The organism is Variovorax sp. 01T439_2 (genome assembly GCF_056398445.1).
In genome coordinates this window covers 1-14398 of record NZ_JBFTPJ010000161.1, presented here as the reverse complement: position 1 = coordinate 14398, position 14398 = coordinate 1, and the positions used below count along the sequence as shown (strand labels likewise).

General features: G+C 69.5%; 12 protein-coding genes and 2 pseudogenes. 10 read left to right on the top strand and 4 right to left on the bottom strand.

Features of this window, described 5'->3' with window-relative positions:
- The 8 genes and pseudogenes from AC1DOC_RS10295 to AC1DOC_RS10260 form a co-directional block, all read left to right on the top strand.
- The coding region (locus AC1DOC_RS10295) for an NAD(P)/FAD-dependent oxidoreductase (protein ID WP_478129764.1) at positions 1-1140 on the top strand (1140 nt) is incomplete at its 5' end.
- 85 nt (positions 1141-1225) lie between these two features.
- The gene (locus AC1DOC_RS10290) at positions 1226-2848 is read left to right on the top strand and encodes an ABC transporter substrate-binding protein (protein ID WP_478081049.1); all 1623 of its coding nucleotides are present in this window, start codon (positions 1226-1228) and stop codon (positions 2846-2848) included.
- 158 nt (positions 2849-3006) lie between these two features.
- Positions 3007-3963 carry an ABC transporter permease gene (locus AC1DOC_RS10285; RefSeq protein WP_015865688.1) on the top strand — a complete coding sequence of 319 codons (957 nt, stop codon included), beginning with the start codon at positions 3007-3009 and terminating at the stop codon, positions 3961-3963.
- Between the two features lie 10 nt (positions 3964-3973).
- Positions 3974-4796 (top strand): annotated as a pseudogene (locus AC1DOC_RS10280) (ABC transporter permease).
- Positions 4796-6451, top strand: coding sequence for an ABC transporter ATP-binding protein (locus AC1DOC_RS10275; protein WP_478081051.1), 1656 nt, complete (start codon positions 4796-4798; stop codon positions 6449-6451). The pseudogene AC1DOC_RS10280 and the gene AC1DOC_RS10275 overlap by 1 nt, the downstream one beginning before the upstream one ends.
- The gene (locus tag AC1DOC_RS10270) at positions 6448-7536 is read left to right on the top strand and encodes a tartrate dehydrogenase (RefSeq protein WP_478083627.1); all 1089 of its coding nucleotides are present in this window, start codon (positions 6448-6450) and stop codon (positions 7534-7536) included. The genes AC1DOC_RS10275 and AC1DOC_RS10270 overlap by 4 nt, the downstream gene beginning before the upstream one ends.
- Positions 7537-7566: 30 nt before the next feature.
- Positions 7567-9045, top strand: coding sequence for an NAD-dependent succinate-semialdehyde dehydrogenase (locus AC1DOC_RS10265; protein WP_478080094.1), 1479 nt, complete (start codon positions 7567-7569; stop codon positions 9043-9045).
- Positions 9046-9134: 89 nt separating this feature from the next.
- The gene (locus AC1DOC_RS10260) at positions 9135-10136 is read left to right on the top strand and encodes a MerR family transcriptional regulator (RefSeq protein ID WP_478080093.1); all 1002 of its coding nucleotides are present in this window, start codon (positions 9135-9137) and stop codon (positions 10134-10136) included.
- 22 nt (positions 10137-10158) lie between these two features.
- Here AC1DOC_RS10260 and pyrF read toward each other — a convergent pair whose 3' ends face one another.
- Complete coding sequence (pyrF, locus tag AC1DOC_RS10255) at positions 10159-10857, bottom strand: orotidine-5'-phosphate decarboxylase (protein WP_478080092.1); 699 nt, start codon at positions 10855-10857, stop codon at positions 10159-10161.
- A 100-nt stretch (positions 10858-10957) separates the two neighbouring features.
- A complete protein-coding gene (gene pcaD / locus AC1DOC_RS10250; protein WP_478080091.1) occupies positions 10958-11749 on the bottom strand; it encodes a 3-oxoadipate enol-lactonase in 792 nt (263 codons plus the stop codon).
- 106 nt (positions 11750-11855) lie between these two features.
- On the opposite strand from pcaD, the pseudogene AC1DOC_RS10245 reads away from it, so the two are divergent.
- Positions 11856-12512, top strand: a pseudogene (locus AC1DOC_RS10245) (LysR family transcriptional regulator); the annotation flags it as partial.
- A 52-nt stretch (positions 12513-12564) separates the two neighbouring features.
- Here the strand turns inward: AC1DOC_RS10245 and AC1DOC_RS10240 are convergent.
- Together AC1DOC_RS10240 and AC1DOC_RS10235 are read right to left on the bottom strand one after the other, a co-directional pair.
- Positions 12565-13104 carry a cupin domain-containing protein gene (locus AC1DOC_RS10240; RefSeq protein WP_478129763.1) on the bottom strand — a complete coding sequence of 180 codons (540 nt, stop codon included), beginning with the start codon at positions 13102-13104 and terminating at the stop codon, positions 12565-12567.
- On the bottom strand, positions 13101-13850 hold the full coding sequence (locus AC1DOC_RS10235; protein ID WP_478080089.1) for an NAD-dependent epimerase/dehydratase family protein: 750 nt from the start codon (positions 13848-13850) through the stop codon (positions 13101-13103). Before AC1DOC_RS10235 ends, AC1DOC_RS10240 begins: the two co-directional genes overlap by 4 nt.
- A gap of 87 nt (positions 13851-13937) precedes the next feature.
- Here AC1DOC_RS10235 and AC1DOC_RS10230 point away from each other — a divergent pair.
- A partial coding sequence (locus tag AC1DOC_RS10230) for a GntR family transcriptional regulator (RefSeq protein ID WP_478129762.1) occupies positions 13938-14398 on the top strand: 461 nt, incomplete at its 3' end.

Sequence of the window (14398 nt, the reverse complement as noted above, 5' to 3'; positions counted from 1 at the left end):
GTGCTGGAGGCCGGCAGCCGCGTGGCGGCCGAGGCGTCGGGGCGCAACGGCGGGCATGTGAACAACGGGCTCGCGGTGGACTATGCCGATGTGGCCGCCAAGGTCGGCATCGACAAGGCCCGCGCCTGGTACCGCGCCTACGACGACGCGGTCGACACCGTGGCGCGGCTGGTGCGCGACGAGGCGATCGACTGCGACTTCATGCGCCACGGCAAGCTCAAGCTCGCCACGCGCGCCAACCAGATGGCCGCGCTCGAACGCAGCGCCGAGCGCCTGGTCGGCGACGGCGTGGACACCGACGTCGAGATCCTCGATGCGGCCCAGGTGCGCAACGAGGTGCAGAGCGAGCGCTTCCACGGCGGCCTGCTCTACAAGCGCAGCGGCCAGATGCACATGGGCCGCTTCGCCCACGGCCTGGCCGAGGCCGCAGAGCGCCATGGCGCGCAGATCCACACCGGCACGGCCGTGAATCGCATCGAGCGCCTGGGCCAAGGCCACGCGCACCGGCTGCACACCGCCGGCGGCATCGTCACTGCGCAGCAGGTGCTGCTGGCCACCGGTGCCACGCGCCATGGCGGCTACGGCAGCTTCGGCTGGCTGCGCCGGCGCATCGTGCCGATCGGCAGCTTCATCGTCGTGACCGAGCCGCTCGGCGCCGAGCGCGCGCAGGCGCTGCTCGCGGCGCGGCGCACCTACACGACGGTGGCCAACATCCACCATTACTTCCGGCTCACGGCCGACCACCGGCTGGTGTTCGGCGGCCGCGCACGCTTCTCGGTCTCCAGCCCGCAGGCCGATGCCGCGAGCGGCGAGATCCTGCGCGCCGGGCTCGCTGAAACCTTTCCGCAGCTCGACGCCGTGCGGCTCGACTATTGCTGGGGCGGACTGGTCGACATGACCCAGGACCGCCTGCCCCATGCCGGCGAGCGCGACGGCCTCTACTACGCGATGGGCTACAGCGGCCACGGCACGCAGATGTCGGTCCACATGGGCGAGCGCATGGCCGCCGTGATGGAGGGCAACGCCGCCGCCAACCCCTGGCAGGACCGCGGCTGGCCCGCCATTCCCGGCCACTTCGGCCCGCCCTGGTTCCTGCCTGCGATGGGCCTCTACTACTCGCTCAAGGACAAGCTGGCCTGAGCGCCCCGCGCGTGCACCGTTTTCGTTCCGTGTTTGTTTGTTCTTCAACCCTCATCAGTCACCGGCCCCACAGGAGTACCCCACCATGAGCGACAGCAGCAACAAGAGGTTCGAAAACCTCGTCGGTCCCGGCGAAAGCCTTCGCGTGATGGATTCGCTCAAGCGCGGCGCATCGCGGCGCGACATCCTCACGATGCTGATGGCCGGCGGCATGCAGGCCACCCTGGCGGGCAGCCTTGCAAGCGTGGCGATGAGCGCCCATGCGCAGACGCCGCGCAAGGGCGGCCGGCTGCGCGTGGCAGGCGCCACGGCCGCCGCCACCGACACGCTCGATCCGGCCAAGCAGTCGAACCAGACCGACTACTCGCGCTGCAACATGATCTACAACGGCCTGACCACGCTGGACGGCAGCCTCACGCCGCAGCCCGCGCTGGCCGAATCCTTCACCACCAGGGACGCCAAGACCTGGGTCTTCACCTTGCGCAAGGGCGTTACCTTCCACGACGGCAAGGCGCTCGCGCCCGCCGACGTGGTGTTCTCGGTGATGCGCCACAAGGACCCGGCCACCGCCTCCAAGGCCAAGATCCTGGCCGACCAGATCGAGAGCGCCAAGGCCACCGGCCCGAACGAAGTGACCTTCGTGCTCAGCGCACCGAACGCCGACCTGCCGGTGATCCTGGGCACCTTCCACTTCCACATCGTCAAGGAAGGCACCACCGACTTCAACGCCGGCATCGGCACCGGCCCCTACAAGCTCAAGGAGTTCAAGCCCGGCGTGCGCTCGCTGATGGTGCGCAACGAGGCCTACTGGAAGCCCGGCAAGCCCTACCTCGACGAGATCGAGTTCGTGGGCATCGGCGACGAGAGCGCGCGCGTCAACGCGCTGCTCTCGGGCGGCATGGACCTGGTCGGCTCGGTCAATCCGCGCTCGGTGGAACGCGTGAAGGGAACGCCCGGCTTCGGCATCTTCGTGACGCAGTCGGGCCAGTACTCCGACCTCATTATGCGCAAGGACGTGGGCCCCGGCGCCAACCCCGACTTCGTGCTCGCCATGAAGCACCTGTTCGACCGCGAGCAGATGAAGAAGACCATTGCGCTCGATTACGCGGTGGTGGCCAACGACCAGCCCGTCGACCCGACCAACCGCTTCTACTTTGCCGGCCTGCCGCAGCGCGCCTTCGACCTGGACAAGGCGAAGTTCCACCTGCAGAAGTCCGGCATCACGGGCAAGGTGCCGATGGTGGCCTCGCCCGCGGCGCTCTATTCGGTGGAGATGTCCCTGCTGCTGCAGCAGACGGCGCAGCGTGCGGGGCTGGAGCTGGACATCAAGCGCATGCCGGCCGACGGCTACTGGTCGAACCACTGGCTCAACAGCCACGTCGGCTTCGGCAACGTCAATCCGCGCCCGAGCGCCGACGTGCTGCTGACGCAGTTCTTCCAGTCGGGTGCGGCATGGAACGAGTCGCGCTGGAAGAGCGAGAAGTTCGACCAGCTGCTCGTGGCCTCGCGCGCCGAGACCGACCTGGCCAAGCGCAAGCAGATGTATGCCGACATGCAGACCATGATCCACCAGGACGCAGGCATCGGCATTCCGCTGTTCCTCTCGAGCCTCGACGGCCACAGCTCCAAGCTCAAGGGCCTGTCGCCCATTCCGCTGGGTGGCCTCATGGGCTACAACTTCGCCGAGAACGTCTGGCTAGAAACATGAGCTCTCCCCCAGTCTTGCTCACTTCGTGTAGCCGCCAACCCCCTCACCGGGGGCAACACCAGCGGCCCGGCAAAGCCGGTTCCGCGGTGTTCCCCGAACGGGCCTGGCTTCGCCGGCCGCGGTGGGCGTGAAGCGCATAACGCAGGGAAGTCACTGATATGAATCACGTCATTCTCAAACTCCTCGGCCAGCGCATCGCGCTGGCGCTCGTGTCGCTGCTGGCGGTCTCGGTGGTCGTGTTCTCGATCACTGCAGTGCTGCCCGGCGACGCCGCGCAGGAGCAGCTCGGCCAGGACGCCACGCCCGAGGCGGTGGCCGCGCTGCGCGCGCAGATGGGCCTGGACGTGCCGGCGCCCGCGCGCTATGCCAAGTGGCTGCTCGGCATGGCGAAGGGCGACCTCGGCCGCTCTGCGACCACGCAGATGCCGGTGTCCGAGCTGGTGGCGAGCCGCCTGCCCAACTCGCTGCTGCTGGCCGCGGTCACGGCCCTCTTCTCGGTGCCGATCGCGCTGGCGCTGGGCATCGCCTCGGCCGTGTGGCGCGGCTCGTGGTTCGACCGCGCGGCCTCGACGGCGGCGGTGGGCGTGGTGTCGGTGCCGGAGTTCCTGGTCGCGACGCTGGCGGTGCTGGTGTTCGCGGTGCAGCTGCACTGGCTCCCGGCGCTGTCCTTCGTCAACGACATCGAATCGCTGGGCCAGCTGCTGCGCGCCTTCGCCATGCCGGTGCTGGTGCTGTGCTGCGTGATCGTCGCGCAGATGATGCGCATGACGCGCGCCGCGGTGATCGACCAGCTGGAGGCGCCCTACATCGAGATGGTGCGGCTCAAGGGCGCCTCGCCGATGCGCATGGTGCTGGCGCACGCGCTGCCCAATGCGGTGGGGCCGATCGCCAACGCGGTGGCGCTGAGCCTGTCGTACCTGCTGGGCGGCGTGATCATCGTCGAGACCATCTTCAACTACCCGGGCATCGCCAAGCTGATGGTCGACGGCGTGTCGCAGCGCGACATGCCGCTGGTGCAGACCTGCGCCATGATCTTCTGCTGCGCCTACCTGATCCTGGTGACGACGGCCGACATCTTCGGCATTCTTGCCAACCCGCGGCTGCGGCACCGCTGAAGGAAGCACCATGGAAACCTCCACCACTTCAACGGTCGCGAGCACCACGGCCTTGCTGGCGCCGGTGCCGCAAGAGCGCCGGGCCGGTCCGCTGCGCTGGCTCGCCGGCTTCGGCGCCTCCGGCCTGCTGGGCCTCGCGGTGCTGCTGTTCTGGCTGCTCGCGGCGCTGCTCGGACCCTGGCTGCAGTCGCACAGCGCGGCAGCCATGGGCACCTCGAACGTCTTCGAGCCGATCAGCGCGGCGCACTGGCTGGGCACCGACTACCTCGGCCGCGACATGCTGGCGCTGATCATCGAAGGCGCGCGCTACACGATCGGCGTTGCGCTGCTGGCCACGCTGCTGGCCAGCGGCACCGGCACCGTGCTGGCGCTGCTGGCCGCCGCCAGCGGCCGCTGGATCGACGCGGGTGCCGATGCTGGTGGTCACGGCGGCCATCATCTACGTGCCGGGCGCCTACCGCATGGCGCGCTCGCTGGCCGTCAACATCAACGCGCTCGACTACGTGACCGTGGCGCGCACGCGCGGCGAAGGCACGCTCTACATCATGCTGCGCGAGATCCTGCCCAACATCCTGGGCCCGATGCTGGCCGACCTGGGCCTGCGCTTCGTCTATGTCGTGCTGCTGCTGGCGAGCCTGAGCTTCCTGGGCCTGGGCATCCAGCCGCCGGCGGCCGACTGGGGCTCGCTGGTGCGCGAGAACATCGGGGCGCTGGCCATGGGCGGCGCCTCGGTGATCGTGCCGGCGCTGGCCATTGCGAGCCTGACCATCGCGGTCAATCTCGTCATCGACAACCTGCCCGGCCGCGCGGCCCGGGAACGAGGAGCACGCTGATGGGCGCACCACTCACTGTCCAGTGCCTCAGCATCGTGGCCGGCGAAAGCACGCTGGTCGACAACCTGAGCTTCTCGGTGCAGCCCGGCGAAGTGCTAGCACTGATCGGCGAATCGGGCTCGGGCAAGACCACCACCGCGCTCGCGCTGATGGGTTATGCGCGCAGCGGCTGCCGCATCTCGGCCGGCCGCGTGCAGATCGGCGACACCGACGTGCTGGCACTCGATCCGGCCCGGCAGCGCTCGCTGCGCGGCCGCACGGTCTCCTACATCGCGCAGAGCGCAGCCGCCTCCTTCAACCCTTCGCGCACGATCATGGACCAGGTGGTCGAGCCCACCGTCATCCACGGCCTGTGCAAGCGGGCCGAGGCCGAGGCCAAGGCGGTGCAGCTGTTCCGCGAGCTGGCGCTGCCCGATCCGGAGAACATCGGCGCGCGCTACCCGCACCAGGTCTCCGGCGGCCAGTTGCAGCGGCTGATGGCGGCGATGGCGCTGATCGGCGACCCGGAGCTCGTGATCCTCGACGAGCCGACCACCGCGCTCGACGTGACCACGCAGATCGAGGTGCTGCGCGCCTTTCGCCGCGTGGTGCGCGAGCGCCGCGCCACCGCCGTGTACGTGAGCCACGACCTGGCCGTGGTGGCGCAGATGGCCGACCACATCCTGGTGCTGCGCAATGGCCGGATGAGCGAGCTCAACGCCACCGGGCAGATCCTTGCCGCCCCGGCCGACGACTACACCAAGTGCCTGCTGGCGGCCGCGCGGCCCGCGGTGCGCGCATCGGGCCAGGCCTCGGGCGATTCCGCGCTGCTGCTTCATGTGGACCAGCTTTCATGCGGCTACGGCGCGGTGGACGTCAAGGGCCAGCCGGCCAAGATCATCCTGGAGGACATCAACCTGAAGCTCTACCGCGGCCAGGCCATCGGCGTGATCGGCGAATCGGGCTCGGGCAAGACCACGCTGGCACGCGCGGTTGCCGGCCTGCTCAAGCCCTGCCACGGCAGCGTTGCGTTCGACGGCCACGCGCTCGCGCCCACGCTGCAGCAGCGCGATCGCGAGCAGCTGCGCCGCATCCAGATCGTGTTCCAGATGGCCGACACGGCGCTCAACCCTTCGCAGACCATCTGGCGCATCCTGGCGCGTCCGCTGCAGTTCTACAAGGGCTTGCGCGGCGAGCCGCTCAAGCAGCGCATCTTCGAGCTGCTCGATCTCGTGAAGCTACCGCGCACGGTGGCCGACCGCTTGCCGGGCGGGCTCTCGGGCGGGCAGAAGCAGCGCGTGAACCTGGCGCGCGCACTGGCGGCCGAACCCGACCTCATCCTGTGCGACGAAGTGACCTCGGCGCTGGACACCGTGGTGGCCGCGGCGGTGCTCGACCTCATGGCCGAGCTGCGGCGCGAGCTCGGCGTGTCCTATCTCTTCATCAGCCACGACCTGCACACGGTGCGCTCGGTGTGCGACGAGATCGTGGTGATGCAGCACGGCCGCAAGCTCTCGCAGGTGGCGCGTGCCGACTATGAACGCGGGCCGCACCATCCCTACTACGAACTGCTGGCTCGTTCCGTGCCCGAGCTGCGCCAGGGCTGGCTCGACGACATGGACCACGCAGCAGCAGCAGCGGCAGCCACGCCATCAACCAGGGAAGCACTCGCATGACCCCCACATTCCGCATTGCGCTGATCGCCGGCGACGGCATCGGCAAGGAAGTGATGCCCGAGGGCCTGCGCGTGGTGCTGGCCGCCGCAGAGCGCTTCGGCTTCGAGCTCGACTGCCGCACCATCGAATGGGCCAGCTGCGACTACTACGCACAGCACGGCCAGATGATGCCGGACGACTGGAAGGAACAGCTGCGCGGCGTGGACGCGCTCTATTTCGGCGCCGTCGGCTGGCCCGATACGGTGCCCGACCACGTCTCGCTCTGGGGATCGCTGCTGAAGTTCCGCCGCGAGTTCGACCAGTACATCAACCTGCGCCCCGTGCGCCTGTTCGAAGGCGTGCCCTGCCCGCTGGCCGGCCGCAAGCCCGGCGACATCGACTACCTGGTGGTGCGCGAGAACACCGAAGGCGAATACACCTCGCTCGGCGGCGTGATGTACGAGGGCACCGAGCGCGAGATCGTGATCCAGGAATCGGTGTTCTCGCGCCACGGCACCGACCGCGTGCTGAAGTACGCCTACGAACTCGCCCGGTCGCGCAAGAGAAAGCACCTCACGGTGGCCACCAAGAGCAACGGCATCGCGATCAGCATGCCGTGGTGGGACGGCCGCGCCGACGCCATCGGCCGCGACCATCCGGACGTGACGGTCGACAAGCAGCACATCGACATCCTGTCGGCGCGCTTCGTGCTGCAGCCCACGCGCTTCGACGTGGTGGTGGCAAGCAACCTGTTCGGCGACATCCTCTCCGACCTGGGGCCGGCCACCACCGGCACCATCGGCCTCGCGCCCTCGGCCAACCTCAACCCGGAGCGCAAGTTTCCATCGCTGTTCGAGCCGGTGCACGGATCGGCGCCCGACATCTACGGCCAGAACATCGCGAACCCGATCGCCATGATCTGGTCGGGCGCGCTGATGCTGGACTTCCTCACGCAGGGCCAGGGTGCGGGCCGCGCTGCGCACGATGCGATCCTGGGCGCGATCGAAGCGGTGCTGCGCGACGGGCCGCGCACGCGCGACCTGGGCGGCACGGCCTCGACCACCGAGGTGGGCATGGCCATTGCCGAGCGCGTGGCCGCGGCCTGACCTCTCCATTCATACAAGACCTTTTCGACCATGACACTGACACTTGCACGCCAGGACCTGCTGCCCGGCCAACAGCTCATCGGCGCCGAGTGGCGCGAAGCCAGCGACGGCCGCCGCCTCGACGTGACCGACCCCGCCACCGACGGCGTCTTCGCGAGCGTGCCCGACGGCACCGCCGCCGATGCGCGCGCCGCAGTGAACGCGGCGCATGCCGCCTTCCCCGCTTGGCGTGCCGTGCCGGCCAAGCAGCGTGCGCAGATCCTCAAGCGCTGGAACGACCTGATGCTCGCCCACCAGGAAGACCTGGGCCGCCTCATCTCGCGCGAACAGGGCAAGCCGCTGGCCGAAGGCCGCGGTGAAGTGGCCTATGCGGCGAGCTACGTCGAATGGTTCGGCGAAGAAGCCACGCGCGCCAACGGCGACGTGATTCCCGCCCCCGTCACGGGCCGCCGCATGCTCGCGCTGAAGGAGCCCGTCGGCGTGGTCGCCGCGATCACGCCATGGAACTTTCCGGCCGCGATGATCGCGCGCAAGATCGCGCCCGCGCTGGCCGCGGGCTGCACCGTGGTCTGCAAGCCGGCCGAGGACACGCCGCTGACCTCGCTCGCGCTCGTCAGGCTCGCGCAGGAAGCCGGCGTGCCCGCAGGCGTGCTCAACATCGTGACGGCGTCGCGCGAGCGCACGCCCGAGGTGGTCGACGTGTGGCTGGCCGATGCGCGGGTGCGCAAGATCAGTTTTACCGGCTCCACGCCGGTCGGCAAGCACCTCGCGCGCGCCTCGGCCGACACGCTCAAGAAGCTGTCGCTCGAGCTCGGCGGCAATGCGCCGTTCATCGTGTTCGAGGATGCCGACGTCGATGCCGCAGTCGAGGGCCTGATGGCYGCCAAGTTCCGCAACGGCGGCCAGACCTGCGTGTGCCCGAACCGCGTGTTCGTGCAGGCCAGGGTGCACGATGCCTTCGTCGACAAGCTGGCCGCGCGCGTCGGCGCGCTCAAGGTCGGCCCGGCGACGGAGCCCGACTCGCAGGTCGGCCCGATGATCAACGCACGCGCGGTCGACAAGATCGAGCGCCACGTGCGCGATGCCGTGGCCCGCGGCGCGCGCATCGTGGTGGGCGGCGAGCGGCTGCGCTCCGCGCGCTGCGACGGCCCCAACTACTACGCGCCGACCGTGCTCGTGAACGCCGATGCGGGCATGGATTGCAGCTGCGAAGAGACTTTCGGACCCGTCGTGCCGGTCACGCGCTTCGAGACCGAGGCCGAGGTGATCGCGGCCGCCAACGACACGCCCTTCGGCCTGGCCGCCTACTTCTACTCGACCGACGTGCGCCGCATCTGGCGCGTGGCCGAGGCGCTGGAATCCGGCATCGTCGGCATCAACGAAGGCGCGCTGGCCGCGGAGGCCGCGCCCTTCGGCGGCGTAAAGGAGTCGGGCTACGGGCGCGAAGGCTCGGTGCACGGGCTCGACGACTACATGCACACCAAGTACCTGTGCCAGGGCGGACTTTGAGGCGGCAATCGCGCCTTTTCGGCATTCCGGCTTGACCCGGCCCCAGGGGCACCCTTTAAAAGGGAAAGATCCATCGAAAGGAACACTTCATGCGATCTCCCGCCCCGCACCTGACCCCCTCCGAAGCCGCGAGGCGGCTCGGCGTCTCGGCCAAGGCCCTGCGGCTGTACGAGCAGCGCGGCCTGGTCGAGCCCGGCCGGACCGCGGCGGGATGGCGGGCCTACGGCCCGGCGGAGATGGCGCGCGCCGGCGAGATCGTCGCGCTTCGCGCGCTCGGCTTCAGCCTGGCCCAGGTGGCACGGGTGCTCGCGGGCAACCCCGAAGGCCTGGAGCAGGCATTGGCCGCGCACCAAGGGGCCCTGGAGGCGCAGCTTCGCCAGCTCATGCACACCGTCGAGAAGGTCCGCGACTTGCGAAGCGATGTTGCGCAAGGCCGGACACTGAGCATCGGCGAACTCGCGGGCCTGCTCGCGCCCGCCGGCGAAGTGCGCCTGGCCTTCGACCTGCCATGGCCCTGGGGCGGGGAGCGCTTCGAGCTTCGGGACATCCGGCCACTCAACTACATCGTCGGGCCGCTCGGCAGCGGCAAGACCCGGCTGGCGCAGCGCATTGCCGAGGTGCTGCCCAATGCGGCCTGGCTCGGGTTGGACCGGCAGGCGGAGAGCGGCGCCGCTGCGTCCGAGCCTCGGGCCGGCCACGCGCTGGCCTGGCTCGTGGAAGACGGCGCAACGCCATCGGACGCGCTGATTGCACTTCTGGCCGGGCTGGAAGCGGAAGGGCCCGATGCGGTGGTCGTGGACCTGATCGAACACGGCCTGGACCAGGCCACCCAGCAGGCGCTGATCGCCCGGCTGCGCCGCCGCGGACCCAACGCGCGGCCGATCTTCATGCTCACGCGCTCCTGCGCAATCCTCGACCTGGCCGCCGTCGGGCCGGACGAAGCGGTCATCCTGTGCCCCGCAAACCACAGCCCGCCGACCGTGGTCGTACCCTGCCCCGGCGCGCCGGGCTACGAGGCCATCGCCACCTGCCTGGCGACGCCGGAGGTGCGGGCGCGAACGGGGGTTGTCGCGTGGCGGCAGGCGGCCTGAGCACGCATCGAAGCAGGCCCTGTCACCGCAGCGCCGACAGCTCCGCGCGCATGGCAGCGAAGGCATCCGCCGGATTCGGTGCATGCGCTATCGGCCGGCCGACCACCACGTGCGTCGCGCCCGCATCGATGGCCTGCGCCGCCGTGGTGAAGCGCGCATGGTCGCTCTTCTCCGAGTCGCCGGCCAGCTGTATGCCGGGCGTGACGATCAGCATGCCCGGCGGCAGCATCTCGCGAAGCAGCCGCGCTTCCAGCGGCGAAGCGACGACGCCGTCGCATCCTGCAGCGGCGGCAAGCCGCGCAAGGCGCAGCACCTGTTCGGTCACCGTCGAGCCCACGCCCACTTCGCGCAAGCTTTCGTCGTCCATGCTGGTGATGACGGTGAGGGCAAGCACCTTCAGCTCGGGAAAGCGGCGCGCGGCCTCGACCGCAGACCGAAGCACCGCCGAACCGCCCGAGGCATGGACCGTCACCATCGAGGCGCCGATCTGCCCCGCCGCGGTCACCGCCGCCGCGACCGAACTCGGAATCTCCAGCAGCTTGAGGTCCAGAAAAACACGCTTGCCGCCCGCCACGAGCTCGCGCACGACCGAAGGCCCGGCCGCGGTCAGCAACTGCAGGCCGACCTTGTAGAAGGTTGCTTCGGCGCCCAGTTGCCGCACGAGCTCCGCTGCCGCTGCCACGGTGGCGAAGTCGAGCGACACGATGATGCGGTTGTCCAAGCGGTTACCTCGTCTGTACGGCCTGCCTCTCTTGCACCTGGAGGCTGCCAAGTAAAAAGGACGGCGCAGCCTATCACCTGGCGGGCGTGGCCGGCGAGGATCAGCGCAGGAATCCCAGCACAGCCTGCATGAATTCGACCGGCCGCTCGATGTTCGACAAATGGACCGCGGGCAGCACGACCAGCTTCGCCCCCGGCACCGTGGCAGCGATCAGTTCGCCATGGCTGGCGGCTGTGACCGTATCGTGCTGGCCGGCGATCACCAGTGTCGGCCGGGAGATCAGCGCGATGGTCCGGCGCAGGTCGGCATCGCGAACCACAGCATAGGAGCCGGCCAGGCCCTGCCGCTGCGTGGCCATCAGCATGGCGCGGAATTCTTCGACGACGGGCTCGCCGGCCGCAAGCATGCGTTCGGGAAACCAGTTGCGCAGGAAGATCCCGGCCGTTTCCGCCATGTCAGGCGCCTGCAGCACGGCCGCAATGCGCTCGTCCCACTGGGCGGCCGGCCCCAGGTACGACGAGGTGTTGCTGAGGATCAGGCGATCGATGCGTTCGGGTGCGTGCACGCCCAGCCACTGCCCGACGAAGCCGCCGAGCGACAGCCCGAGGAAGTGCGCGCGTTGGATCTCCAGTGCGTCGAGCAGTTCGAGCACGTCGCGGCCGAGCCGGTCGAGCGAATAGGCGCCGGCCGGAACGCCCGATGCGCCATGTCCGCGCGTGTCGTAGCGCAGGACGCGAAAGTGCCGGGACAGGGCTTCGACTTGCGCATCCCACATCCGCAGTGTGGTGCCGATGGAGTTCGACAGCACCAGCACCGGCTTGCCGGGTTCACCGTCGATGCGATAGGCGATGCGGGTGCCATCGCCCGCAGTCATGGAGTTGAGTTCAGTCATGGTGGACACGCTTTCCTTCGATGGGTTGGTGATGAAGCAAATCGTAGTTGCGGGCCGCCCACAAAGATATTACAAAGATCATTCAATCTCTGTAGTCAAAACTGACATGCCCGATTTCACCCTGCACGACCTGCAATGCTTCGACGCCGTGGTGCGCGCGGGCGGTTTCCAGCCTGCCGCGGCCGCGCTGCACCGCTCGCATCCGGCGGTGTTCGCCGCCGTCGCCAAGCTGGAGCGGCAACTCGATCTCACCCTGCTGGACCGCAGCGGCTATCGCGTGCGCCCGACCGACGCCGGGCTTTCGTTTCATCGCCGGGCGCAAACGCTGCTGCGCGAACTCGAAGGCTTGCGCACCCACGCCACCCAGCTGGCGATGGGCGAAGAAAGCGAGCTGCACGTGGTCGTCGGCGACCTGTGTCCGCGTCCGCAGGTGCTGGGCATGCTCGGCCGGTTCTTTTCTGAGTGCCCGGGTACGCGCCTGCATCTGCACTTCGAGGCGGTCGCCGGGCCGCTGGAGCGGCTCTTCGACGGCGAGGCCGACGTGATCCTGCACGGGGTCGACAAGCGCGACCCGCGCGTGGAATGGATCGACCTGTGCAAGGTGCCTTTCATTCCAGTGGTGGCGCCCGGCCTGCTGCCCGGCTCGGCCCCGCGCTCGGTCACGCCGGAGCAGATGCGCGCGTTGACGCAATGCGTCAGGGATCACATCCGGCGGGAAGCGCCTGCGCTGCGCCGCGCACTCGCGCCGCAGGAATCTGCGCCGAGCGCAAGAAAGCAGCCGGGGCCGCGCCGCCGGTGAGTTGGCTGCAAGGCGCTCAATCGGCATCCGGCGGCAGCACCAGCGGCCCACAGTTCTCGTCGGCCACGAAAACCGCCAGCAGCTTCGCGGGGCGCACCGGATCGGGGTTCTCCGCAAAGAGATGCAGCGTGCGCGGCGGCTCGAAGAAGGTCTCGCCGCTCTTGTAGGTGCCCACCGGCCCGCCGCCGAGTTGCGAGCGGATGGTGCCTTCGAGGATGATGGCGGTCACCGAGCCCGGATGCCGATGGGCCGGCGAATAGGCGAGCGGCGGAAAGTCCACGAGCACGGTGGTCACCGACTTGCCCGGCACGTTCGGCAGCGCCTCGCACGAGAGCACCTTGCTCGAGGTCGCGGGCCTCGCATCGGCCCCCGAGCCCGCGGGCGCCGGGGCCGACGCGAACATCGGCCGGGCGACGCTGCTGCACACGTCGGCAAACCACTGCGCCGCCTCCTGCCGGTTGCCATGCGGCGTCAGCGCCCAGCCGGCGGCCAGCACCAGCGAGAGCGCCGCAATGCCCGCGCCGAGTTGCCGGCGATRAAGCCGCCCCGCCTTCACAATGCCACTCCCCGCCGCTGGCGCAGCCGCAGCGATGCACTCCAGCCCAGCTCGCGCCTGGCCTTCTCGCTGCTGACTTCGGGGTTGTCCTCGGCGATGTTGAAGACACCGCCGCGTGCATGCCGCAGCGCCAGCACCGCTGCCCAGGCCGCGGCCTCCACGTGGACCGGACACGCGCCCCTGGGCTCGGCGGTCGACGTGCCGGGACCGTAGAACTGCCCGTAGCGCAGCACCGTGCCCGTGAGGCCCGCCGTGCCCAGCACGCTGCGTTCCAGCGCCGCCACGCCGCCCACGCTGACGCCGCGCGTGCCTTCGGCCGCGAGATCGAGCGGGTCTTCCTCGACATGCGGGGTGGCGCCGGGCGCATAGACCCAGGCGATGCTCTGCGCCACCAGCCGGCGGCTGCCGGCCGCCACCGCGGCGGCCACGAGGTTGCGCGTGCCCTCGGTGCGCACGCGCGCATTGCGATGGGCGGCATCGGCCATCCGCTTGGGATCGAGATCCCGCGGCAGGTCGGTGAGCTGGTGGATCACGATCGCCGGTGCGATGCGCATCAGCGCCGCGCGCAGCGCCTTCGCGTCGAACACGTCGACAACGACCGGCACCGCACCGCTTGCCTCCAGCGCCTGCGCGCGCTCGGTGCGCCGCGTGCTGCCGTACACGGTGTAGCCCGCGTCGACCAACAGGGGCACGAGTGCGCTGCCGATGGCCCCGGCCGCACCCGCCACGAATATCTTCTCGCTCATCGCATCTCCTTTTTTCATGGGCAGTTCGAAGCTTAGGTTTTCGATGCACCATTCCAAAGAGCCAAGATTCATCAAAATGAATGGACCATGATCCAAGAGAAGAAACCGCCCGCCGCCCTCCTCGCGATCGACCGCGCAGCGTCCACGCCGCTGCACCGGCAGATCTACGAGCGCTTTCGCACGGCCATCGAGCAGGGCCTGCTCCGCCCGGGCAGCCGCGTGGCCTCGGCGCGCAGCCTGGCCAGCGAACTGGGCGTGGCGCGCGGCACCATCGAGGCGGCCTACAACCAGCTCGCGGGCGAAGGCTATTTCTCGCCGCAGGGCCAGGCCGGCACGGTGGTCTCGCCCTCGCTGCCCGCTCCGCGGTCGGCGCGCCGCACGTCCCGGCAAGCCGAGGCGCGGGCCGTGGAACAGGACCTGGCCGAACCCGCGCCGCCGCCGCCCCTGCAGTTGGGCATTCCGGCGCTCGATGCTTTTCCGCGCAAGCTCTGGGCGCGCCTGGTGTCGCGCCGCGCCAGGGCGATGGCCGCGGCCGACATGTTCTATGG

Coding starts and splice junctions, on each gene's coding strand:
- AC1DOC_RS10290 (WP_478081049.1), top strand. CDS start 1,226: ATGAGCGACAGCAGCAACAAGAGGTTCGAAAACCTCGTCGGTCCCGGC.
- AC1DOC_RS10285 (WP_015865688.1), top strand. CDS start 3,007: ATGAATCACGTCATTCTCAAACTCCTCGGCCAGCGCATCGCGCTGGCG.
- AC1DOC_RS10275 (WP_478081051.1), top strand. CDS start 4,796: ATGGGCGCACCACTCACTGTCCAGTGCCTCAGCATCGTGGCCGGCGAA.
- AC1DOC_RS10270 (WP_478083627.1), top strand. CDS start 6,448: ATGACCCCCACATTCCGCATTGCGCTGATCGCCGGCGACGGCATCGGC.
- AC1DOC_RS10260 (WP_478080093.1), top strand. CDS start 9,135: ATGCGATCTCCCGCCCCGCACCTGACCCCCTCCGAAGCCGCGAGGCGG.
- pcaD (WP_478080091.1), bottom strand. CDS start 11,749: ATGACTGAACTCAACTCCATGACTGCGGGCGATGGCACCCGCATCGCC.
- AC1DOC_RS10235 (WP_478080089.1), bottom strand. CDS start 13,850: ATGAGCGAGAAGATATTCGTGGCGGGTGCGGCCGGGGCCATCGGCAGC.